This is a genomic window from Massilia sp. UYP34, from assembly GCF_056279385.1.
The window spans coordinates 216,143-238,270 of sequence record NZ_JBWBRF010000004.1 but is presented as its reverse complement, the minus strand read 5'-3'; the positions used below and the strand labels follow the sequence as shown (position 1 = coordinate 238,270).

The window sequence follows — 22,128 nt, the reverse complement described above, 5'->3', positions numbered from 1 at the left end:
GTTAAATATTTGCAACATGTATTCGTGGATGGTGGTAACGGGCAAACATCTTTCCGTAAGGCATGATCACGAAGTATGGCATTTCCCATGCTGAAAATGTTGTTGTGCACAGGAATGAACAGACGATTGGCGCCATTGTGTAGCGCCTGAGCGACCATTTTGTGCAGTTCTTGTTCAATAACTATGGTCGGCTCGTAGAGGGAACCGCGGGGAACCGCGGGAAACTGACGGGACGGCACGCCCGGCGAACCGGGCGTGCCTGCGCCGTCTACGGGGCGGCGTCGGCCGGGCGCGGCGGCAGCGTCGCCTCGAAGCTGGCTGGCGGCAAGCCCTGGCACCAGCGGCGCCACATCAGGCGCAGCGCGTGTTCGATGCCGTCGGCGACCCGGGTCACCGAGTCCGACGTGGGCAGCGCATAACGTTCGCGCAGCGTGGCGCGCACCGCCGCCAGCGCCGCCAGGTCGCCGCAGACGGCCACGCCCTTGGCGACGAAATCGTCGACGTCGTGCGCGGCAAACTGCTGCAACCCGCAATGCTCGAGGAAGCAGGCGGTTTGGCGTCCCGTCACGGTGCCTGCGTCCAGGGTCAGGGTGGGCACGCCCATCCAGCCGGCGTGCATGGTCGTGGTGCCGCCCGTGTACGGGAAGGTGTCGAGGCACACGTCGACCTGCTGGTGCAGCTTCAGGTAGTCGTGCAGCCCGGTGCGGCCATGAAAGTCGACCCGGTGCGCGGCGATGCCTTCGTGGTCGAGCCAGGCGCGCAGCTGGGCATGGTCGTGCTGTTGCGGCATGCCGGCTACCAGCAGCCGCGCATCGGGCAGCGCGCGCAGCAGCCGGCCCCAGGCCTTGACCACTTCGCCGTTGAACTTGCTGAGACGGTTGAAGCTGCCGAACGTGACGTAGCCGTTGGCCAGGGCGGGCAGCGGGCCGACCTCGGGCGCGCTGGTCACCGGCTCGAAGGGGATCGACAGCGGCAAATGCACCAGCTTCTCCGAAAACAGATGGTCGAAGCGCCCGGACGGCAGGAACTTGGGGACGGCCAGGTAGTAATCCATCGTCGCCAGGCCGGTGGTGCCGGGATAGCCGATCCAGGTCGCCTGGACCGGCGCCAGCCGGCGCGCGAACGCGGGCAGCCGGTTGAAGGCGGAGTGGCCCGACAGATCGATCAGGATGTCGATGCCGTCGGCCCGCACCAGCCGCTCCAGTTCATCGTCGTCGAGCGCGGCGACGTCGCGCCAATGGGGCAGGTGGCCACGCAGGCGCTCGGTGACCGGGTCATGCAAGGCATGGTTGTAGTAGGCATGCAGTGTCAGCCCGGGACGCTTCCCGAGGCGCTCGAAGACCGGTTCGATGAAGGAGGCGACCGCGTGGTTGCGCAGGTCGCCCGACACGAAGCCGATGTGCAGGCGCCGTTCCGGCTCCGGCGTGTTGTCCCACGGCGCGGGCGGCGCGGTCCGCTGCGCGACCAGCCTGCCGTACTGCAGATGTTCGGCGAACAGTGCTTCCGGCGTGAGTCCGGGCATTTCGGTCAGGCAGAACAGCATATTGCTGTGGGCATCGGTATGCTCCGGGTTGCGCTCCAACAAGTCGCGATAGATGGCCACCGCGTCGGCCGGCCGGCCCTGGGTCTGCAGGATCAGCGCGAGCGTGATGCCGGCTTTCTCGTGATGCGGGTCGAGCGCCAGCGCCGCGTCGATGCTGGCTTGCGCTTCGGCCAGCCGTCCCAGCTCGGCCAGGGTGATGGCCAGGTGGTTGTGGGCATCGGCGTTCGCCGGCTGCAGCGCGAGGGCGCGCCGCAGCACGTTTTCCGATTCGTCCAGCCGGTTGGCGCGCATCAGGAGCATGCCCAGGTTGCTGAGCGTCTCGGCATCGTCGGAGTCGAACCTGGCCGACATGGCCATCGCATTCAGGGCCGCTTGCGCATCGCCGCGCCGGTGATAGATGCCACCCAATAGTTTCCAGCCGAAAGCGTGTTGGGGGAAACGCTCGACGAGCGCGCGCGCGGCGTGCTCCGCTTCCTCGTTGCGTCCCTGGGCGAACAGAACGGCGGCGCTGTCGATCTCGGCGCCGTCGGGCGCGCCCGACGTGGCCAGCTGGCGCTCGATGTCGTCGATCGCCGGGCCTTGCAGGCCGTGGGTGCGGCCGAGCTGGAGCAGCTCGGCAGCGGCGGCGAACTGGCGCGCCTCGATCAGGGCGGCGAGGTAGGCCAGCCAATGGGCCTGCTGGCCGGGGTCGGCCTCCAGCGCGGCGGCAAAATGCGGGATCGCCGCCTCGGCATCCCCGGCGCGGCCGGCCAGCACGCCCAGGGCGTGGTGGGCGCCGGCGTGGCCGGGCTGGAGGTCGAGTATCGCCTGGTACAGCGCGAGCGCCTGGTCGAGGTTGCCCGCCTCGGTTTCGTGGTGTGCGGCCTGCATGGCCTGGTCGACGATCTGGCGGACGTCGGCGCTGGGGGGGAGCGTGCTCATGCCGCTACATTAGGGGATGAGGAGGGCGAGGGTCAAGGAGAGGGGATGGGCGGCACTCCGCGCTACTGGCGGGCTGGATAACAAAAAACCCGCTGGTCCGGTGAAGGATGCGGGTTTCAAGCTTTGCTGGGCTGGTGCTCGGACCGGAATCGAACTCCCCTATGAAACATAAGCGTAAGCGTCAAAAGTACCAACATAAATACCAACAAAAACCTATCTGTATTGCACTTCCTGCATGTCGGCACATACATGCGATCAAACGACCTGCGCTCATGCTACCGGCAGCCCGGGGTATCATGGGCAATGACTGAACGCAAAGGCGTACTAGCCGCTACCTTGGCCACGTCTTAATTCTGCTACCCATCAAGCTCATCAACCGGTCCCCGGTCCCTTTGGCTGATCGATATGACCACTACAGGCCGTAGCTGCAACCCGTCATGAGGCAATATTTCAAAAAATGAATTGAAAGGAATGCAATTACAGGTAACCCCTGACCGACCTTTCAATATTTCATAAAAGCAATTATGCCTGAGACAGTCTTGATACTTGCGTCCTCTAGGAAACCAGGAGGTCGGTGCGTTGCTGGAAAGATATTGGGAACGAACCAGTGGGTTCGCCCGGTTCTTCTCTACTACGGCCCTCTCTACTGTATTGTTCGGCTCATCGAATAGTGGTAGCTGGTAGCTATCTGGTAGCTTAAAGCAGGCCGGGGCAACCCGGCTTTTTTCTCGAAGGCCGCCTGCAGACCCGCAAGTACACCGACAAGGACAACATCGAGAGCTACGCCACCGACATCATCGCTGAAAACATGCAGATGCTGGGTGGCCACAAGGCAATCTAGTCAAGATCGAAGAGCAGGACCGGAAGACCTTCGACTACATAGTCGCCGTCTTTGCCGACTTCAGCCATTACTTCCTGAGCGTACTTGGAGCTGTCGCGATCTTGGATAGAAAGACGCGTTTATAGAGTGGAAAACGACCTTTTCGGAGATCCCGAAGGACAAAATTACAACACAATTTGTACCTACGCCTAGGCGCAAACTTAGGTCTTAGTCGACCTCGGGCTGTGGATAACAGTTTTTGTCGGCCTCATAATAAGGGTGCCCGACACACAGAAGGGGTAGTTCGGAGGTTTAGAGTCGGGTAGCGTGATAGAGCTGGATATAGCTCTTGAAGCGAAGTGACCGAGGGTTCGCGGCCCACGGTCCCTTATTTACTAACTGCAGTCAGCGTCACCCATATAAAGGACCCACGCTATGACCATTATCGTCAAAAACCAGCGAGGAAGCATTGTTCTTCGCATAGATCGTCGCATTGTTGTTCCATTGATAACTTTATGCTTAGCTGCATTCTACAAGGGACTCCCCCTGTAAAGTAAGTGTCCCGCGCTAATCCTTAGTACCGCCAAAACCTCGTGAGGACTATGAATGCGGCCGATCAGAAAATCATTGACCTCCTGATGGCCGTATTGGACAAGCTGGAGGAGAAGATCGAGGATTGCATAGGTCCTGCCTCACTCCCGCTTGAGGATCAGCTATGGGACACAACCGATGTGGCGATTCACCCAAGTCTTCCGCATGGGGTAGTGTTTGAAGGCACAACGTAGCGCAACAAAAAACCCGCGCTCTCTATGAGAAACGCGGGTTTTGCTGTTCAGTGGTACATGTTGCTACAAGGTAATGGTGCCTCCGGCCGGAATCGAACCGGCACGCCTTACGGCGCTTGATTTTGAGTCAAGTGCGTCTACCAATTCCGCCACAGAGGCCCAATAGCAGGGGCGCATCTTAGCACATGGCGCGCGCAACTGACCAGTGTGCGCAAGCAATTAGCACAACTCGGCATCAGGTCGCCCCTGCACGAGGCGCCAGGCGAGCACCGGCGCCGGCCGCTCAGCGCGCGATCCGGTGCTGCAACAGCCGCAAGCTTCCCACCGGTCCGACGATCTCCAGCACGTGCTCGCGCACCGCGACATTGATCGCGCCTTCTTGTCCGCGCAGCCAGGGGCGCGGACGGAAGTAGCGGATGCTGGTGCTGTCGGTGGCGGTGCGCCGGTAGCCCAGCGCGCCGAGCGCTTCGTCGAGCGTGCTGATCATGTAGTGGGCGTCGAAGCGGGTGCGCATCTCGAAGCGGCCAGGCCCGAGCATATATACCGGCAACAGGCCGCCCACGATGGCCGGCAATACCAGGTAGGGCAGCGGCGTGTCGGGGTCGATCACATGCATCACCAGCACCAGCAGCGGCAGGCCGCCCAGCATGGTCAGCGCCCAGGGCAGGGACTGGCGCCAGGTGTCGATGCGCCGCAGAAATCCGGGTCGCTCCCGGACACGCACGATTTCTGAAAACGTTACACTCTTCATGGTGATCTCTCCTCACAGCATTCTGTGCAACGGTCCTTGTCTTGCTACTATCCAACTAGCGCAACAACCATTTAGCCTGGGCATTCAGTCGTGTCGATTCGATTGTGACGAGCGGTCCGGGCTAGTGTTTGACTCCGCGCAAACACGCATCCTTTGCAGTCAGGTTCTCATATTGGCAACACTCGCCGCGCACAGGTGAAGTTCATTGCCCGCAACCCTTATAAGTGAACAAGCCGCATCATCGTGCGGCTTGTCGAGGTGCATGTTTTACCGGGTGCGGCGGAACAGCCTGAAGCGCTCGTCGCGGTCGGAGGCGCGCCGGCCTTCCCACAGCGGGACCGTGTTGCGCACGCCCCATTTGCGCAGCAGTGCGCGGTCGTTACGGTTGCGCAGGCTGTCCTGCAGCAGCACGTAGTTGCACGTGCCGCCGGCCAGGCTAACGAAGGGCAGGCGGCCGTAATAGGCCAGCGAGGCGCGCTGGGCCGGGCCGACATTGGTTTCGATGCAGTCGGTGTCGGCCGGCAGGCGCGCCGCGATCTGCTGGGCCACGCCGGCGTAGCTCTTGCTGTAGTTCAGGTCCGGCAGGAACAGGGTCATCAACAGCACCCACAGCAGGATCAGGCCGCCGGACGACAGCACCACCGCGCGCCACAGCACCGCCGGCTGGCGCGACAGGCGCCAGTGCACCAGCATCACCCAGCCCACGCTGGCGGCGGCCGCCACGGTGAAGGTGACGATGCCGATTTCCGGCGTGAAGCCGGGCACCAGCTTGAGCGCGTTCTTGGCCAGCTGGGCCGGCCAGCCGGTCAGCTTGGCGATCCAGAACAGCCAGATGGCGGCGCCCAGCATGGTCAGCACCATCACCGAGAACCAGTCGATGGCGTTGATCGCGCCGCGCTTCATGGTCGGCAGGCCGAAGGCGGCCATCAGGGCCAGCGGCGGCAGCATCTTGAGGAAGTCGCTGTTCTCGGGCACCGGGTCGCACAGCAGCTGCAGCACCAGGGCCAGGAAGAAGAACACCGGCAGCACGATGTGCAGCATCTGCTGCTGGCGGCGCCAGGCCCAGACCGCCCAGATCGCGAACGGCCAGGCCGGCCAGAAGAACCAGACCCCGATGCGGAAGAAGGTCTTCACCGCAACCCAGCCAGGCACGCCGAACTGGGCCCCGTTCCAGGCCAGCCAGTCGGCCACCGGCGGCAGGCCATACGGCTGCATGACGATGGCGGGCAGGACCCACACCAGAGTCAGGCCGAAGCCGACGCCGGCCGCCACCAGCAGGTGGCGCAGCGCCTGGCCGGCAGGCATGTCGAGGTAGCGGGTGCAGGCGAACAGGGCCACGATCAGCACCAGCGGCGGCAGGAAGCCCTGGGTCAGCGTCAGGGCGCCCAGGGCGAGGCCGACCAGCACCGCGTTGCGGGTGCTGGTGTGCTCGACGTAGCGCACGGCGCGGTACAGGAAATAAGCCAGCAGCGCGCCCTGCAGGGTGGCGGCCAGGGTCAGGTGGCTTTGCAGCAGCAGGCCCAGGCTGCCGAGGTAGATCAGGACGGCGGTGTCGCCCAGCGTGCGGCCATAATCGTTGGGCTCGGGCTGGCCGCCGAAGGCCAGGCGCAGCGGCTGCGCCTCGGCGCGTCGGCCAAGGTGGAAGGCGGTGTACCACAGCGATGTCGTGCCCAGCACGAAGATGGCGATGGTCGAGACGCGCGCGGCCAACACGTCGCCCAGGATCCAGCCGAACAGCTTGATGCAGATGGCGCCCAGCCAGAAGGCCAGCGGCCCCTCGTCGACGCTGGCCAGGCCGGCGATGTTCGGGTACAGCCAGTCATCCAGGCCGCCATGCGCCATGGTCCACATGATGCCGAAGCTGCCCGCGTCTTCCTTCCACAAATCGCGGCCGATAATGCCGGGCAGGATATACAGCATGCCCAGCGCGAGCAGGGCCCAGCGGGGCAGCGCCAGAGTGGCGGCGGCGGGAAGACGGACTGGTTTCATCGGTAAATCAGGTGGATGGAATAACTGCGTAGTATAGCTGCGAAAAAAAAGAAGCCGCGGAGGCGGCTTCTTCGGCGAAGCCCGTGGGCTTCGAAGATTCTACTGCGGCAATTAGCCGTTGGCGACCGAGGTCTTCGAGCCGACTGCACCGAACTTCTGGCGGAACTTCTCGACGCGGCCAGCGGTGTCGACGATCTTGTGCTTGCCGGTGAAGAACGGGTGCGACTCAGCGGACACCTCGATCTTGACCAGTGGGTATTCTTTGCCTTCGTGGGTGATCTTTTCGCGGGTGTTGATGGTCGAACGGGTCACGAATTTGAAGTCGCACGACAGGTCGTGGAACACGACTTCACGGTAATCTGGATGGGTATCGGTCTTCATGGTTCTGCTTTCTATTGAGTTGGTAGCCAAACAGCACTTCGTCGGTCGCACAGCTTCTTGACCCGATTGCCGATCACTTGCCAGGGGTTGGACTGAACCGGCGATTATAAAGCGGTTTTTCGCACCAGGCAAACACTACGCATTCATTGTCGGCCTATGAACGTCGTTCCCGCGAAGGCGGGAACCCAAGTGTGCATGCGTCGTGGTGATGTTTAACCTGACCTGTAGCGCGAAGGCCTTGGGGCGGGAACGACGTGCGAGCGATATCGGTGAGATGGCCTTGGCAATGCTCACACAACAAAAAAGCGGCCCGCAGGCCGCTTTCGCGCGATTGTCGCAGGCGGATCAGCCGCCGCGGCGCATCATGTCGAAGAACTCGACATTGTTCTTGGTCGCGCGCATCTTGTCGAGGATGAACTCCATCGCCTCGATCTCGTCCATCGAGTACAGCAGCTTGCGCAGGATCCAGATCTTCTGCAGCTGGTCGGGCTTGATCAGCAGCTCTTCGCGGCGGGTGCCCGATTTGTTCAGGTTGATCGCCGGATAGACGCGCTTCTCGGCCAGGCGGCGTTCCAGGTGCACTTCCATATTGCCGGTGCCCTTGAATTCTTCGTAGATCACGTCGTCCATGCGCGAGCCGGTCTCGATCAGCGCGGTCGCGACGATGGTCAGCGAGCCGCCTTCCTCGACGTTACGGGCGGCGCCGAAGAAGCGCTTCGGACGCTGCAGCGCGTTGGCGTCGACGCCGCCGGTCAGCACCTTGCCCGAGGCCGGGATCACGGTGTTGTAGGCGCGCGCCAGGCGGGTGATCGAGTCCAGCAGGATGACCACGTCCTTCTTCATTTCGACCAGGCGCTTGGCTTTCTCGAGCACCATCTCGGCGACCTGCACGTGGCGGGTGGCCGGTTCGTCGAAGGTCGAGGCGACGACTTCGCCGCGCACCGAACGCTGCATCTCGGTCACTTCTTCGGGACGCTCGTCGATCAACAGCACGATCAGGGTCACGTCGGGGTGGTTCGCGGTGATCGCATGCGCGATGTGCTGCAGCATGACCGATTTGCCGGACTTGGGCGAGGCCACCAGCAGGCCGCGCTGGCCCTTGCCGATCGGCGAGATCAGGTCGACGATGCGGCCGGTGATGTTCTCGGCGCCGTTCATGTCGCGCTCCAGGCGCAGCGGCTCGTTCGGGTGCAGCGGAGTCAGGTTCTCGAACAGGATGCGGTGCTTCGAGGCTTCCGGCGATTCGCCGTTGACCTTGTCGACTTTGACCAGGGCGAAATAGCGCTCGCCGTCCTTCGGCGTACGTACTTCGCCTTCGATCGAGTCACCCGTATGCAAGTTGAAACGACGGATCTGCGACGGCGAGATATAAATGTCGTCGGTCGAAGCCATGTAGCTCGCGTCCGGCGAGCGCAGGAAGCCGAAACCGTCCGGCAAGACCTCAAGGGCGCCGTCGCCGAAGATCTGTTCGCCCTGTTTCGCGCGCTTCTTCAGGATCGCGAACATCAGTTCCTGTTTGCGCAGGCGGGCTGCGTTGTCGATGTCGAGGCCGATTGCCATTTCCAGCAGCGCGGAAACGTGCATCGCCTTCAGTTCAGATAAATGCATGTGTGTGGGTGACCCGTGACGGGTGAATGTGGTAGGGGAGGGAACTGCGTGGGTTAATCAAGGCGGGAGGGTGACTCCCGGCCAAAACTGGCGACTGCGCGGGCGCGCCGTCACCGTTATATTACTTGGATCAGATGTTGCTGTCGATGAAAGCGGTCAGCGGACCCTTGGCGACGGCGCCGACTTTCTGGGCTGCGACCTGGCCGTTCTTGAACAGGATCAGGGTCGGGATGCCACGGATGCCGAACTGGGCCGGTACGGCCTGGTTCGCGTCGACGTCCATCTTGGCGATCGTGATCTTGCCAGCGTATTCCTTGGCCACTTCTTCCAGGATTGGGGCAATCATCTTGCAAGGGCCGCACCACTCGGCCCAGAAATCGACCAGCACCGGCTGCTCGGATTTGAGCACGTCGGCTTCGAAGGATGCATCGCTGATGTGTTTGATGTTTTCGCTCATGGTTTCCTCAATGTGAGGTAAGAATCGTTATTAACGCCTTGAGACAAGTCATGCGGGGAGTCTCAACCGGCTACCGTGTGTACTGCCTTGCCAATATTGCTGCTACACAATGGTGGAGGCACTGTGTGCGAATTTCAATATTGGAAGAACGGCTAGAGGGTGTCAGGCGGGGAATGAGGCGAATAATACCCCATTTTTTTAAAAAGTGTTCAGGGCTTTGTACAAAATCTCAACACGCCAGCGCATCACGCAATTGTGCGGGCGTGAGCGGCTTGCGAAACGCGCCCACCACGCGCAGGCCGAGCGCGCGCGCCAGACCGGCGGCGGCCTCGCGCACTCCGTCCTCGAGGGCCGACAACAGGATCACCTTGCCGGCGTAGCCATGGCTGGCCGCGGCCTGCAGGAACTCGATGCCGTCCATCTCGGGCAGCACCAGGTCGCAGATCAGGACGTCGGGCATGGCGTCGCCAAGCCGGGCCAGGGCCTGGCGCGCATCGACTTCGAGGATGATCTCGCACGGGCCGCACGCCGCCAGCATCTCGCGCATCACCTCCAGCAGCAGCTGGTCGTCGTCGAGCACCAGCACGCGCGGTTGCGCGCAGGGCGAGGCGGCGGCGACGGGAGGCAGGTGCGACGTCAAGTACTCACCCGCAAATAAACGTGTTGTTGGCTGCCAGAATTCACATTCGTTCCCGGTTGAGTACTTGGCTGACATGGGTAAATCGGATCCACGGCCATTATCGCGAAAAACTGGCAAGCCGGGTTGTCCGATTCCGTCATGATTGATCAGACGCTGCCGGTGAAGCGCGCCAGATGTCCCGGATGCCACATGGTGGCCACCGACGCCACGCGGCCGGCCGAGGTGGTGCGCCGGTGCAGCACCAGGCACGGGGCGCCGGCCTCGATCGCCAGCAGGCGCGCCTCGTCCGCCGGCGCCGGCTGGGCCTCGATCGTATAGGTGGCCCCCTGCAGCGGCGCGGTCGCCATCAGGTGCTCGTTGGGCGTGATGCGGGAAAAATCCTGCTCCAGGTAGGCCGGGGCGCAGGCCGGGTTGACCCAGCGGTCTTCGAGCTGGACCGGCGCCTCGTTCTCGAAGTGGATGATCAGCGAGTGAAACAGGGTGGCGCCCGGCTCCAGCTCGAACTCGGCGGCCAGGGTGTCGTCGGCGCTTCTGGCCTCCAGCGCCAGCACGCGGCTGGCGTGCAGCTTGCCGCGCGCGCGGATCTCGTCGGCGATGTTGCGGATCTCGACCAGGGTGCCCTGGTACTTCTGGGGGGCGACGTAGGTGCCCGAGCCCTGGCGCCGCACCAGCACCTGCTCGGCCGTGAGTTCGCGCACGGCGCGGTTGACGGTCATGCGCGAGACGCCGAACTGGCGCACCAGCGCCTGCTCCGACGGCACCAGCTCGCCTTCCTTCCAGCGTCCGGAGGCGATTTCGCCAACCAGGTAATCCTTGATCTGCTGGAAAATGGGCGACTTTTCCTGCATGCTGTCTTGCGCGATCTGTGCTTCCAACTCAATCTCCGAATGCCTGGCCTCCGGGGCCACGCCCGATTCTAGCATCGGGGATTCGAAAGCAAGACCCGGAGTGCGGGGCGCCGGCGCAGGGCCCAGGATGGCGCTACCGACGAAGGAGCACGGCCATGACGACAGCCTTGAAACACCACGACAGCAAGCCGAACGACCACCAGGACGACGACGACGCGCGCTGGGATGCCGTGCGGCGCCGCGACGCCGCCGCCGACGGCCGTTTCTTTTATTCGGTGCGCACCACCGGCGTGTATTGCCGGCCCTCGTGCCCGTCGCGTGCCGCCCGCCGCGCCAACGTCGCCTTCCACGCCAGCAGCCAGGCGGCCGAGGCGGCGGGCTTCCGGCCCTGCCTGCGCTGCACGCCGCACCTGCCGCCGCTGGCCGAGCGCCAGGCGGACGCGGTGGCGCGCGCCTGCCGCCTGATCGAGGAGTCGAGCGACGAACCGGACCTCGACACGCTGGCCCAGGCCGCCGGCATGAGCCGCTTCCACTTCCACCGCGTGTTCAAGGCCCAAACCGGGATCACGCCCAAGGCCTATGCGGCGGCCCGGCGCGGCGCCCGGGTGCGCCAGGAACTGGCGCGCGGCGCCTCGGTCACCGACGCCCTGTACGGCGCCGGCTATGGCTCCAGCGGGCGCTTCTATGCGGCGTCGAGCGAGGTGCTGGGCATGGCGCCGTCGAACTACCGCGCCGGCGGGCGCGGCGAAACGATCCGCTTCGCCGTGGCCGAATGTTCGCTGGGCGCCATCCTGGTCGCGGCCACCGGGCGTGGCATCTGCGCGATCCTGATCGGCGACCAGCCGGAGCCGCTCGTGCAAGACCTGCAGGCGCGCTTTCCCAGGGCCGAGCTGCGCGGCGCGGAACAAGGCTTCGAGCGCACCGTGGCGCTGGTGATCGGCCTGGTCGAGCAGCCGCGCATCGGCCTCGACCTGCCGCTCGACGTGCGCGGCACCGCCTTCCAGCAGCGCGTGTGGCAGGCCCTGCGCGCGATTGCCCCGGGCCACACCGTGACCTACGCCGAACTGGCCGAACGGGTCGGCCTGGCCGGTGGCGCGCGCGCCGTGGCCGGGGCCTGCGCCGCCAATCCGGTGGCGGTGGCGATTCCCTGCCACCGCGTGGTGCGCACCGGCGGCGCGCTGTCCGGCTATCGCTGGGGCATCGAGCGCAAGCGCGCGCTGCTCGAGCGCGAGGCGAAAGCATGAGCACGGCGGGCACGATCGATTGGGATGATGTCGGCGTCCAGCTCGACGACGCCGGCTGCGCGGTGATTCCGGGCCTGCTCGATGCGCGCCACTGCGCGCGCTTCATTGCCGCCTACGACGAACCGCAGCGCTTTCGCAGCCGGGTGGTGATGGAGCGCCACGGCTTCGGGCGCGGCGAATACCAGTATTTCGGGTATCCGCTGCCGGAGCCGCTGGCCCTGCTTCGCGCCACCCTGTATCCGCCGCTGGCGCGCATCGCCAACCGCTGGCAGGCCGCGCTCGGGCTGGACGTGCGCTTCCCGGGCGAGCATGCCGACTTCCTCGCGCAATGCCACGCGGCCGGCCAGCTGCGCCCGACGCCGCTGCTGCTGCGCTACCGCGCGGGTGACTACAACTGCCTGCACCAGGACCTGTATGGCGAGCAGGTGTTCCCGTTGCAGGTGGCGGTGCTGCTGTCGCGTCCCGGCGAGGATTTCGCAGGCGGCGAATTCGTGCTTACCGAGCAGCGGCCGCGCATGCAGTCGCGCGCCGAAGTCGTGAGCCTCGATCAGGGCGACGCCGTCGTCTTCGCCGTCAATCAGCGGCCGGTGCAGGGAACGCGTGGCGTCTACCGGGTGTCGATGCGGCATGGCGTGAGCCGGGTGCGGCGAGGGCTGCGCCATACCCTGGGCATCATCTTCCACGACGCGACCTGAAGAGCCGCCGCCCTCATGCAGTACACTCTCCACACCGTGCCCACGAAGCGCGGAAACACATCTATCGGAGAGAAGAAAAGCATGCGCGCGCGCCAGTCACCCCTGCAGTGTTCCCTGAAGTGCTCCCTATTCGTCCTGGCTGCCCTCGGCAGCCTGTCGGCACATGCCGCCACCCTGGTCGACAACGCCAACGGCTATACCCTGAACGGGAAGGGTGAGCTGGTCCGGTTCACGGCGCTCGCCTTCGACGACAAGGGCCGCATCGTCGCCGTCGGGGGCGGCGCCGACGTCGCCGCCAGGGCGCCGAACGCCAGGCGCATCGACATGGGGGGGCGCACCCTGCTGCCGGGCCTGATCGACGCCCACGGCCACGTGTTCGGCCTGGGCCAGCAACTGACCCAGCTCGACCTGTTCCGCAGCACCTCGCTCGACGGCGCCCTGGCGTCGATCGGCGACTATGCGCGCGCCAATCCCGGCCACCAATGGATCCGCGGCCGCGGCTGGAACCAGGAAAACTGGAAGCTGGGCCGCTTCCCGACCGCGAAGGAACTCGACGGCGTTATCAAAGACCGCCCGGTATGGCTGGAGCGCGTCGACGGCCATGCCGGCTGGACCAATAGCCGCGGGCTGGCGCTGGCCGGCATCACCAGATCGACCCCGGACCCGGTCGGCGGCAGGATCGTGCGCGACGCCAATGGCGAGGCGACCGGCGTGCTGGTCGACACCGCCCAGGAATTGCTGACGAAGGTGCTGCCGCAGCAGACCGAGGCCGAGGGACGCGTCATGCTCGACCGCGCACTCGGTGAACTGGCGCGCGTGGGACTGACCAGCGTGCACGACGCCGGCGTCGACGTGGCCCAGGACCGCCTGTACCGCGCCTATGCCGACGACGGCAAGCTGACCACCCGCGTGTACGGCATGATCGCCGGCACCGACAAGGACTTCGACCAGCTGGCGATGAAAGGTCCGCTGAAGGACTACGGCAACGGCATGTATGCGCTGCGCGCCGTCAAGCTGTATTCGGACGGCGCCCTGGGCAGCCACGGCGCGGCCCTGATCAAGCCGTACAGCGACGAACCGCACTCGCACGGCCTGCTGTTCTACAAGGCCGCGCAGATGGACGCCATGATGGCCAAGGCCATGCGCAAGGGCTACCAGGTCAACGTCCATGCGATCGGCGACGCCGGCAACAAGCAGATCCTCGACATCTACCGGAAGGAGCTGGCTGCCACCAGGAGCGGCAAGGGCGGCGAAAACCCGCGCCACCGCATCGAGCACGCCCAGGTCGTGACGCCTGCCGACATCCCGCGCTTCAAGACGCTGGGCATCATCCCGTCGATGCAGCCGACCCACGCGACGTCGGACAAGAACATGGCCGAAACCCGCATCGGACCCGATCGCATCAAGGGCGCCTACGCCTGGCGCAGCTTCCTGCACCAGGGCTCGCGCATCGCCTGCGGTTCGGACTTCCCGGTCGAGTCGCCGAACCCGTTCTTCGGCATCCACGCCGCCGTCACGCGCCAGGACGCGCAAGGAGAGCCGGTGGCCGGCTGGTATCCGAACCAGGCGATGTCGCTCAAGGAAGCCTTCCGCTGCTTCACGCTGGATGCCGCGTATGCCGGGCACCAGGAAAAAGACCTGGGTTCGCTGGAGCCGGGCAAGCAGGCCGACTTCATCGTGATCGACCAGGACCTGTTCCGCATGCCGACCTACGACATCCACAAGACTGGCGTGCTGGAAACCTGGGTGGCAGGGCGCCAGGTATTCAAGAAATGAGTCGTAGGGTCGGCGGGTTTCCCGCCGACGCGGCGATGGTTGGCAGCGCGGTCATCCGGCACGATAGCGAAGCCGATAAATGCGTTGACTTGGTTGTATAGACAACTTAGACTTCAGAGCAGCTTTGCGGCGCGCGAGGGTAGTGCGCGCCGTATCCCCGACCGAAGGAGCCGCCATGACCACCGATTCGCCCCGCCTCGACGCAGCTGATCCAGACCCCCGTTTCGACCCTGCGCGCATCATCCAGGCCCCGCGCGGCAGCCAGCTCAGCTGCAAGAGCTGGCTGACCGAAGCCGCCTACCGCATGATCCAGAACAACCTCGACGCCGAGGTCGCGGAAAACCCGCAGCGCCTGGTGGTCTATGGCGGCATCGGCCGCGCCGCCCGCAACTGGGCGTGCTATGACCAGATCCTGGCCTCGCTGCGCACGCTCGAGGACGACCAGACCCTCCTGATCCAGTCCGGCAAGCCGGTCGGCGTGTTCCAGACCCACCCGGATGCGCCGCGCGTGCTGCTGGCGAACTCGAACCTGGTGCCGAAATGGGCCGACTGGGAACACTTCAACGAACTCGATCGCAAGGGCCTGTTCATGTACGGCCAGATGACGGCCGGCAGCTGGATCTACATCGGCACCCAGGGCATCGTGCAGGGCACCTATGAAACCTTCGCCGAGGCCGGCCGCCAGCACTTCGGCGGCGACATGGCAGGTCGCTGGGTGCTGACCGCGGGCCTGGGCGGCATGGGCGGCGCCCAGCCGCTGGCGGCGACCTTCGCCGGCGCCGTCTCGCTGACGGTCGAATGCCAGCAGAGCAGCATCGACTTCCGCCTGCGCACCCGCTACCTGGACCGGCAGGCGCGCGACATCGACGAGGCGCTCGCCATGGTGCGCCGACACAAGGACGCGCGCGAGGCGGTCTCGATCGGCCTCCTCGGCAATGCGGCCGAGGTGCTGCCGGAGCTGGTGCGCCGCGCGCAGGAGGGCGGCCTGGTGCCCGACCTCGTCACCGACCAGACCTCGGCCCACGACCTGGTCAACGGCTACCTGCCGATCGGCTGGAGCGTGGAAGCGTGGAAGGCGGCGCAGCAGGACCCGGGCCAGCACGCGCGCCTGCGCAAAGAAGCGGCGCGCTCCTGCGCCGTGCACGTGCGCGCGATCCTCGACTTCAAGGCCATGGGCGCCCATGCCGTCGACTACGGCAACAATATCCGCCAGGTGGCCAAGGACGAGGGCGTGCAGGACGCCTTCGACTTTCCGGGCTTCGTGCCGGCCTATATCCGGCCGCAGTTCTGCGAGGGCCGCGGGCCGTTTCGCTGGGTGGCGCTGTCGGGCGACCCGGAAGACATCCATAAAACCGACGCGAAAATCAAGGAACTGTTCCCGCACGACGCGCGGGTGCACCGCTGGCTCGACATGGCGCGCGACCGGATCGCCTTCCAGGGCCTGCCGGCGCGCATCTGCTGGCTGGGCCTGGGCGAGCGCCACCTGGCCGGCCTGGCCTTCAACGAGATGGTGCGCACGGGCGAACTGAAGGCGCCGGTGGTGATCGGCCGCGACCACCTCGACACCGGCTCGGTGGCCAGCCCGAATCGCGAGACCGAGGCCATGCGCGACGGCACCGATGCCGTCTCGGACTGGCCGCTGCTGAACGCCCTGCTGAACACGGCCGGCGGCGCCACCTGGGTCTCGCTGCACCATGGCGGCGGCGTGGGCATGGGTTACTCGCAGCATTCCGGCATGGTGATCGTGGCCGACGGCACCGACGCCGCGGCCAGGCGCCTGGCGCGGGTGCTGGTCAACGACAGCGCCTCGGGCGTGATGCGTCACGCCGACGCCGGCTATCAAAGCGCCATCGACTGCGCCAGGCGCAATGGCCTGAACCTTCCAATGATCAAATAAACGTAGCAATCATGAACGACACTATGCAACGCCTCACCCTGCAACCCGGCGAACTGGCGCTCGGCGACCTGCGCGCCGTCTGGGCCGGCCACCGGCGCCTCGACCTGGCCGCCAGGGCCTGGCACGACATCGCGGCCTCGGCCGCCACCGTGGACGCCATCGTCGCCAAGGGCGACCCGGCCTATGGCATCAACACCGGCTTCGGCATCCTGGCCAAGGCCCATATCCCGATCGAGCAGCTGGCGACCCTGCAGCGCAACCTGATCCTGTCGCACGCGGTCGGCACCGGCGAGCTGTTGCCCGACCCGATCGTGCGCCTGATCCTGCTCACCAAGATCGGCAGCCTGGCGCGCGGCTATTCTGGCGTGCGGCCGATCATCGTCGAGACCCTGATCGCCCTGTACAACGCCAACATCATGCCGGCCATCCCCGCGCAGGGCTCGGTGGGCGCCTCGGGCGACCTGGCGCCGCTGGCCCACATGACGCTGGCGATGCTGGGCGTGGGCCAGGTGCGCCACGACGGCGTGCTGGTGGACGCCGCCGACGCCTTGCGTACGGCCGGCATCGCGCCGGTTACCCTGGCGGCGAAAGAAGGGCTGGCCCTGATCAACGGCACCCAGGTCTCGACCGCGCTGGCGCTGCACGGCCTGTTCATGGCCGAACGCCTGCTGGAGGCGGCGATGGTCACCGGCTCGCTGTCGGTCGATGCGGCGCGCGGCAGCGATGCGCCGTTCGATGCGCGCATCCACGCGGTGCGCGGCCAGCCGGGCCAGATCGCCGCGGCCAGGATCTACCGCGAACTGGTGGCCGGCAGCGCGATCCGCGCCTCGCACCTGGTGGGCGACGAGCGGGTGCAAGACCCGTACAGCCTGCGCTGCCAGCCGCAGGTGATGGGCGCCGTGATGGACCTGATCGCCAACGCCGGCCGCACCCTGCTGATCGAGTCCAACGCCGTGACCGACAATCCGCTCCTGTTCGAGGGCGGAGAAATCATATCCGGCGGCAACTTCCACGCCGAGCCGGTGGCGTTCGCCGCCGACACGCTGGCGCTGGCGATCGCCGAGATCGGCGCGCTGGCCGAGCGCCGCATCGCGCTGCTGATCGACGCCAACCTGTCCGGCCTGCCGGCCTTCCTGGTGCGCGAGCCGGGACTGAACTCGGGCTTCATGATCGCCCACGTCACCGCCGCCGCGCTGGCCTCCGAAAACAAGTCGCTGGCCCATCCGGCCAGCGTCGACAGCCTGCCGACGTCGGCCAACCAGGAAGACCACGTGAGCATGGCGACCTTCGCTGCGCGCCGTCTCGACCAGATGGCGCACAATACGGCGGTCATCGTCGGGATCGAGCTGCTGGCGGCAAGCCAGGGAATCGAATTCCACCGCCCGCTCAGGAGCTCGGAGACGCTGGAGTCGGTGCATGCCCAGCTGCGCCGGCACGTCGCCCCCTACGACGCCGACCGCTTCTTCGCGCCCGACATCGAGGCCGCGCGCAGGCTGGTGGTCGACGGCGCGCTGTCGGCGTCGTGCAAGGAGTTGTTCACCGTGCTGCACCCGTAAATTCTTACCATAGGAGTCGCGATGGAGTTCCGGTTCAAGGCAGGCAGGCTTCCCATGCTGGTGTCGATGCCGCATGCGGGCACCGACATTCCCGACGAGGTGGCCGACACGCTGGCGCCCTGCGCCGCGGCGCGCGCCGACACCGACTGGCACTTGCCGCAGCTGTATGGCTTCCTGGACGAGATGGGCGTCTCGACCATCTCGGCGCGCTGGTCGCGCTACCTGATCGACCTGAACCGCCCGCCCGAGAACACCAACCTGTATCCGGGCCTGGACACCACCGGCCTGTGCCCGCTCGACACCTTCGACCGCGAGCGGCTCTACAAAGAGGGCATGGAGCCCGATGCGCAGGAAGTGCAGCGGCGCCTGGCGCGCTACTGGCGGCCCTATCACGAACAGCTGCGCGCCGAACTCGAACGCCTGAAGGCCGAGCATGGCCGCGTGGTGCTGTGGGAAGCGCATTCGATCGCCTCGGTCGTGCCGCGCTTTTTCGAAGGCAAGCTGCCGGACCTGAACTTCGGCACCGCCGAAGGCAAGTCCTGCGACCCTGGACTCGAAGAGGCCGTCCTCGGCGTGGCGCGCGCGCAGGAGCGTTACACGATCGCCCTGAACGGCCGCTTCAAGGGCGGCCACATCACGCGCCACTACGGCCAGCCGGCGCGCGGCGTGCACGCGATCCAGCTCGAGAAATGCCAGTGCCTGTACATGGACGAGGCGCCGCCGTTCGACTATCTGCCCGACGTCGCCGGACAGTTGCAGCCGCTGCTGCGCGACATGGTCGCGGCCGCGGTGAACTGGGTGCGTTCATGACAAGGTCCCTGTTCGCGCGCCATGCGCTGCTGCCGCAGGGCTGGCAGCGCGACGTGCTGCTCGAATGGGATGCGAATGGCGACCTGACCCGGGTGGCGCCCGGCGCCACCGCCGCCCCCGGCGCGCAGCAGGCGCAATACGTCCTGCCCGGCATGGTCAACCTGCATTCGCATGCCTTCCAGCGCGCGCTGGGCGGCCTGACCGAACGCGCCGGCGACGGGCCGGACAGCTTCTGGACCTGGCGCGAGCTGATGTACCGCTTCGCCGCCCGCATCACGCCAAGCCAGATCGAAGCCATCGCGGCCCAGCTGTTCGCCGAGTGCCTGCGCCACGGCTACACCGCGTTGTGCGAGTTCCACTACCTGCAGCGCGACGTCGATGGCGCCGCCTATGCGCGCCCGGCCGAGACGGCCGGGCGCGTGGCGGCGGCGGGGCAGGCGGCCGGCATGGGCCTGACCCTGCTGCCGGTGCTGTACAGCCACGCCGGCTTCGGCGAACAGCCGCTGGCGCCGGCGCAGGCGCGCTTTCGCACGAACGTCGACGAGGTGCTCGGCATCGTCGAGGCCCTGGGCCCGCTGCGCGGCGGCCAGCTGGAGGTCGGCGCCGCGCCGCACTCGCTGCGCGCCGCCAGCATCGCCCAGATCCGGGCGCTGGCGAGCGGCCTGCCGGCGGGGCGTCCGCTGCACATCCACATCGCCGAGCAGCAGGGCGAGGTGGAGCAGTGCCTGGCGCATGCCGGGCGGCGGCCGGTCGAATACCTGATGGACCACGTCGCGCTCGATGCGCGCTGGTGCCTGGTGCATGCGACCCATTTGAACGAGGCGGAAGTCGCGGCGCTGGCTGCCAGCCACGCGGTCGCCGGCCTGTGCCCGACCACCGAGGCCAACCTGGGCGACGGGCTGTTCCCGCTGGCGCCCTTCATCGCCGCCGGCGGCCGCTTCGGCATCGGCAGCGACAGCCACGTGTCGCAAAGCCCGGTGGAAGAGCTGCGCTGGCTCGAGTACGGCCAGCGCCTGCGGCACCAGCAACGCAACGTGGCGCACACGCCCGGCCAGCGCGCCGTGGCCGACTTCCTGTGGCAGGCTGCGCTTGGCGGCGGCGCGGCCGCCGCGGGGCGGCGCGTCGGCCGGCTCGAGGCCGGGAGCCGCGCCGACCTGCTGGTGCTGGACGACGATCATCCGAATCTCGATGGCATCATTGAGGCCGAAGTGCTCGGACGTGTTGTATTCTGTGGCAACGACAACCTGGTGCGCGACGTGTTGTGCGGCGGCCGCTGGGTGGTCGAGAACGGGCGCCACATGGCGCAGGAGGCGATCGCCGGGCGTTACCGGCAGGCGCTGAAGGAGTTGCGCGCAGTGTCCCAGGAGGTGGCGAAATGACTGTCTTGATTCCCTTTGCAGGCTTGTCCCCGGTGCCGTGGAAGAACGGCGGCGGCAGCACGATCGAGATCGCGATCGGCCCGCCTGAAGCCGGCTTCGACGATTTCGACTGGCGCGTCAGCCTGGCGACCATCGCCGAGGATGGCGCGTTCTCGCGCTTTCCCGGCGTGGACCGCACCCTGGCGCTGGTCGACGGCCATGGCCTGACCCTGCAGATCGACGGCGAGCCGACCCTGATCAGCGACGCCGAACCCGTGATCGCGTTCGACGGCGATTCCGAAGTGCAGGCCCGGCTCAATCGCGGGCCGACCCTGGACTTCAACGTCATGTCGCGCAGCGAGCGCTGCTGGCACCAGTTCGGGCGGCGCCGCCTGAGCGGCGACTCCACCTTCGTGGCGCGCGCCGAGGTCACGGTGCTGTTCCTGGCCGAGGGCGACAGCCTGCAGCTGGCCAGCGACGACGAGCGCATCGGCCTGGTGCGCTACGACGCCGTGATCCTCGACCAGGGCACGGTGTGGTCGCTGGAAGCGGGGCAGGCCACCATCTTCATCGTCGACGTCCATTACTACTCCGAGGACGACGACGAGGCGATGTATGATTGACATGGAAGGTCGGCCTGACTGCGTGTTTTCCAACGTCCACCTGGCGACGATGGAGAACGGCTACGGCGAGCTGCCGGACGCCGCGCTGGCGGTGAAGGATGGCCGCATCGCCTGGATCGGCAAGCGCGCCGACGCCCCGCAGGCCAGCCGGGTGCACGATTGCGGCGGCGCCTGGATGACGCCGGGCCTGGTCGACTGCCATACCCACGTGGTCCACGCCGGCAACCGCAGCGACGAATGGGAAGCGCGCCTGAATGGCGCCAGCTACGAGGACATCGCGCGCCAGGGCGGCGGCATCATGTCCACCGTGCGCGCCACGCGCGCGGCCGGCATCGACGACCTGGTCGCGGCCAGCCTGCCGCGCGTGCGCGCCCTGCTGGCCGAGGGCGTGACCACGCTCGAGATCAAATCCGGCTACGGCCTCGAATACGGGGCCGAAGAGCGCATGCTGCGCGCCGCGCGCCGCATCGGCGAGCTGCTGCCGGTGCGGGTGGCGACCACCTTCCTCGGCGCGCATGCGCTGCCGCCGGAATTCGCCGGCCGCCAGGACGACTACGTGCTCGAGGTCTGCGAGCGCATGCTGCCGGCGCTGGCCGCGCAAGGCCTGGTCGACGCGGTGGACGCCTTCTGCGAACGGATCGGTTTCACGCGCGCCCAGGCCGAGCGCGTGTTCGACGCCGCGCGCAAGCTCGGCCTGCCGCTCAAGCTGCACGCCGAGCAGCTGTCGGACCAGGGCGGGGCGGCGCTGGTGGCGCGCTACCGAGGCCTGTCGGCCGACCACCTGGAACACCTGGGTCCGCAGGGCGTCGCGGCGATGGCGCAAGCCGGCACCGTGGCGGTGCTGCTGCCTGGCGCCTATTACTTCCTGCGCGAGACCGTGATGCCGCCGATCGGCGCGCTGCGCGACGCCGGCGTGCCGATGGCGGTGGCCACCGACTGCAACCCCGGCACCTCGCCGATGACGTCGCTGCTGCTGGCGATGAATATGGCGTGCACCCTGTGGCGCCTGACGCCGCAGGAAGCCCTGCTCGGCGCGACCGCGCATGGCGCGCGGGCCCTGGGCCTGCAGGCCGAGATCGGCACTCTGGCGGTCGGCAAGCGCGCCGACCTGGCCTTGTGGAAGATCGCCCGTCCCGCCGACCTGGCGTACGCGATCGGCTTCAATCCCTGCCAGGCCGTGGTCAACGGCGGGGTCCTGCGCGCGCCCCATCTCCCTGCCTAGTCGGCAATATTTGTACCCTTGCCGCAACACCCACAGCCACAGTGGGTAGGCGATTGATCGCCCTCAAGTCTGGCTTTTGCACCTGGCAGATGATGGATTCAACGCGCAATAACAACGAACCGTTACTGCGACAGTTGCAGCGGTAAGCAAATGTAAGCCTTAATGGATCATTAAGAATGGCCAACTATAGTCATTCATGTGATT

The 22,128-nt window shown here is 66.4% G+C and carries 18 protein-coding genes, 1 tRNA gene and 1 pseudogene; 11 read left to right on the top strand and 9 right to left on the bottom strand.

The annotated features are described in order from the left end of the window. Positions 1–268: 268 nt before the first annotated feature. Complete coding sequence (locus ACZ9AQ_RS09910) at positions 269–2,464, bottom strand: O-linked N-acetylglucosamine transferase, SPINDLY family protein (protein WP_429203589.1); 2,196 nt, start codon at positions 2,462–2,464, stop codon at positions 269–271. 524 nt (positions 2,465–2,988) lie between these two features. Between ACZ9AQ_RS09910 and ACZ9AQ_RS09905 the strand changes: the two genes are divergently transcribed. Next, the gene (locus ACZ9AQ_RS09905) at positions 2,989–3,135 is read left to right on the top strand and encodes a dual OB domain-containing protein (protein WP_429203588.1); all 147 of its coding nucleotides are present in this window, start codon (positions 2,989–2,991) and stop codon (positions 3,133–3,135) included. 53 nt (positions 3,136–3,188) lie between these two features. Then, positions 3,189–3,302, top strand: a pseudogene (locus ACZ9AQ_RS09900) (single-stranded DNA-binding protein); the annotation flags it as partial. An 841-nt stretch (positions 3,303–4,143) separates the two neighbouring features. On the opposite strand, the gene ACZ9AQ_RS09895 reads toward ACZ9AQ_RS09900, so the two are convergent. The 8 genes from ACZ9AQ_RS09895 to hutC all read right to left on the bottom strand — a co-directional run bounded on the left by ACZ9AQ_RS09895 (position 4,144) and on the right by hutC (position 10,743). Further along, positions 4,144–4,228 (bottom strand) — tRNA-Leu (locus ACZ9AQ_RS09895). A 124-nt stretch (positions 4,229–4,352) separates the two neighbouring features. After that, on the bottom strand, positions 4,353–4,820 hold the full coding sequence (locus tag ACZ9AQ_RS09890) for a hypothetical protein (protein ID WP_429203587.1): 468 nt from the start codon (positions 4,818–4,820) through the stop codon (positions 4,353–4,355). 267 nt (positions 4,821–5,087) lie between these two features. Beyond that, positions 5,088–6,809 (bottom strand): ArnT family glycosyltransferase, encoded by a 1,722-nt coding sequence (locus ACZ9AQ_RS09885; RefSeq protein WP_429203586.1) that lies wholly within the window; start codon positions 6,807–6,809, stop codon positions 5,088–5,090. Between the two features lie 111 nt (positions 6,810–6,920). Beyond that, on the bottom strand, positions 6,921–7,190 hold the full coding sequence (locus tag ACZ9AQ_RS09880) for a type B 50S ribosomal protein L31 (protein WP_429203585.1): 270 nt from the start codon (positions 7,188–7,190) through the stop codon (positions 6,921–6,923). 345 nt (positions 7,191–7,535) lie between these two features. Continuing rightward, entirely contained in the window at positions 7,536–8,798 is a 1,263-nt protein-coding gene (gene rho / locus ACZ9AQ_RS09875) for a transcription termination factor Rho (RefSeq protein WP_005665081.1), read from the bottom strand. 130 nt (positions 8,799–8,928) lie between these two features. Continuing rightward, entirely contained in the window at positions 8,929–9,255 is a 327-nt protein-coding gene (gene trxA / locus ACZ9AQ_RS09870; RefSeq protein WP_005665082.1) for a thioredoxin TrxA, read from the bottom strand. Positions 9,256–9,484: 229 nt separating this feature from the next. Continuing rightward, positions 9,485–9,895, bottom strand: coding sequence for a response regulator (locus ACZ9AQ_RS09865; protein WP_429203584.1), 411 nt, complete (start codon positions 9,893–9,895; stop codon positions 9,485–9,487). A 146-nt stretch (positions 9,896–10,041) separates the two neighbouring features. Beyond that, entirely contained in the window at positions 10,042–10,743 is a 702-nt protein-coding gene (gene hutC, locus ACZ9AQ_RS09860; protein ID WP_429203705.1) for a histidine utilization repressor, read from the bottom strand. A gap of 155 nt (positions 10,744–10,898) precedes the next feature. Here hutC and ada point away from each other — a divergent pair, with 155 nt between their 5' ends. The 9 genes from ada (at position 10,899) to hutI (ending at position 21,924) form a co-directional block, all read left to right on the top strand. Beyond that, positions 10,899–11,987: a bifunctional DNA-binding transcriptional regulator/O6-methylguanine-DNA methyltransferase Ada gene (ada, locus tag ACZ9AQ_RS09855; protein ID WP_429203583.1), complete on the top strand. Its 1,089-nt coding sequence runs from the start codon at positions 10,899–10,901 to the stop codon at positions 11,985–11,987. After that, positions 11,984–12,682, top strand: coding sequence for a 2OG-Fe(II) oxygenase (locus ACZ9AQ_RS09850; protein ID WP_429203582.1), 699 nt, complete (start codon positions 11,984–11,986; stop codon positions 12,680–12,682). The genes ada and ACZ9AQ_RS09850 overlap by 4 nt, the downstream gene beginning before the upstream one ends. Before the next feature lie 81 nt (positions 12,683–12,763). Then, entirely contained in the window at positions 12,764–14,458 is a 1,695-nt protein-coding gene (locus ACZ9AQ_RS09845; protein WP_429203581.1) for an amidohydrolase, read from the top strand. A gap of 175 nt (positions 14,459–14,633) precedes the next feature. After that, positions 14,634–16,355 (top strand): urocanate hydratase, encoded by a 1,722-nt coding sequence (gene hutU / locus ACZ9AQ_RS09840; protein WP_429203580.1) that lies wholly within the window; start codon positions 14,634–14,636, stop codon positions 16,353–16,355. Between the two features lie 23 nt (positions 16,356–16,378). After that, a complete protein-coding gene (gene hutH / locus ACZ9AQ_RS09835) occupies positions 16,379–17,911 on the top strand; it encodes a histidine ammonia-lyase (RefSeq protein WP_429203579.1) in 1,533 nt (510 codons plus the stop codon). A 21-nt stretch (positions 17,912–17,932) separates the two neighbouring features. Further along, a complete protein-coding gene (gene hutG / locus ACZ9AQ_RS09830; protein WP_429203578.1) occupies positions 17,933–18,721 on the top strand; it encodes an N-formylglutamate deformylase in 789 nt (262 codons plus the stop codon). Continuing rightward, complete coding sequence (locus ACZ9AQ_RS09825; RefSeq protein WP_429203577.1) at positions 18,718–20,100, top strand: formimidoylglutamate deiminase; 1,383 nt, start codon at positions 18,718–18,720, stop codon at positions 20,098–20,100. The genes hutG and ACZ9AQ_RS09825 overlap by 4 nt, the downstream gene beginning before the upstream one ends. Further along, positions 20,097–20,702: a HutD/Ves family protein gene (locus ACZ9AQ_RS09820; protein ID WP_429203576.1), complete on the top strand. Its 606-nt coding sequence runs from the start codon at positions 20,097–20,099 to the stop codon at positions 20,700–20,702. The genes ACZ9AQ_RS09825 and ACZ9AQ_RS09820 overlap by 4 nt, the downstream gene beginning before the upstream one ends. Continuing rightward, complete coding sequence (hutI, locus tag ACZ9AQ_RS09815; RefSeq protein ID WP_429203575.1) at positions 20,695–21,924, top strand: imidazolonepropionase; 1,230 nt, start codon at positions 20,695–20,697, stop codon at positions 21,922–21,924. Before ACZ9AQ_RS09820 ends, hutI begins: the two co-directional genes overlap by 8 nt. Positions 21,925–22,128: the final 204 nt, after the last annotated feature.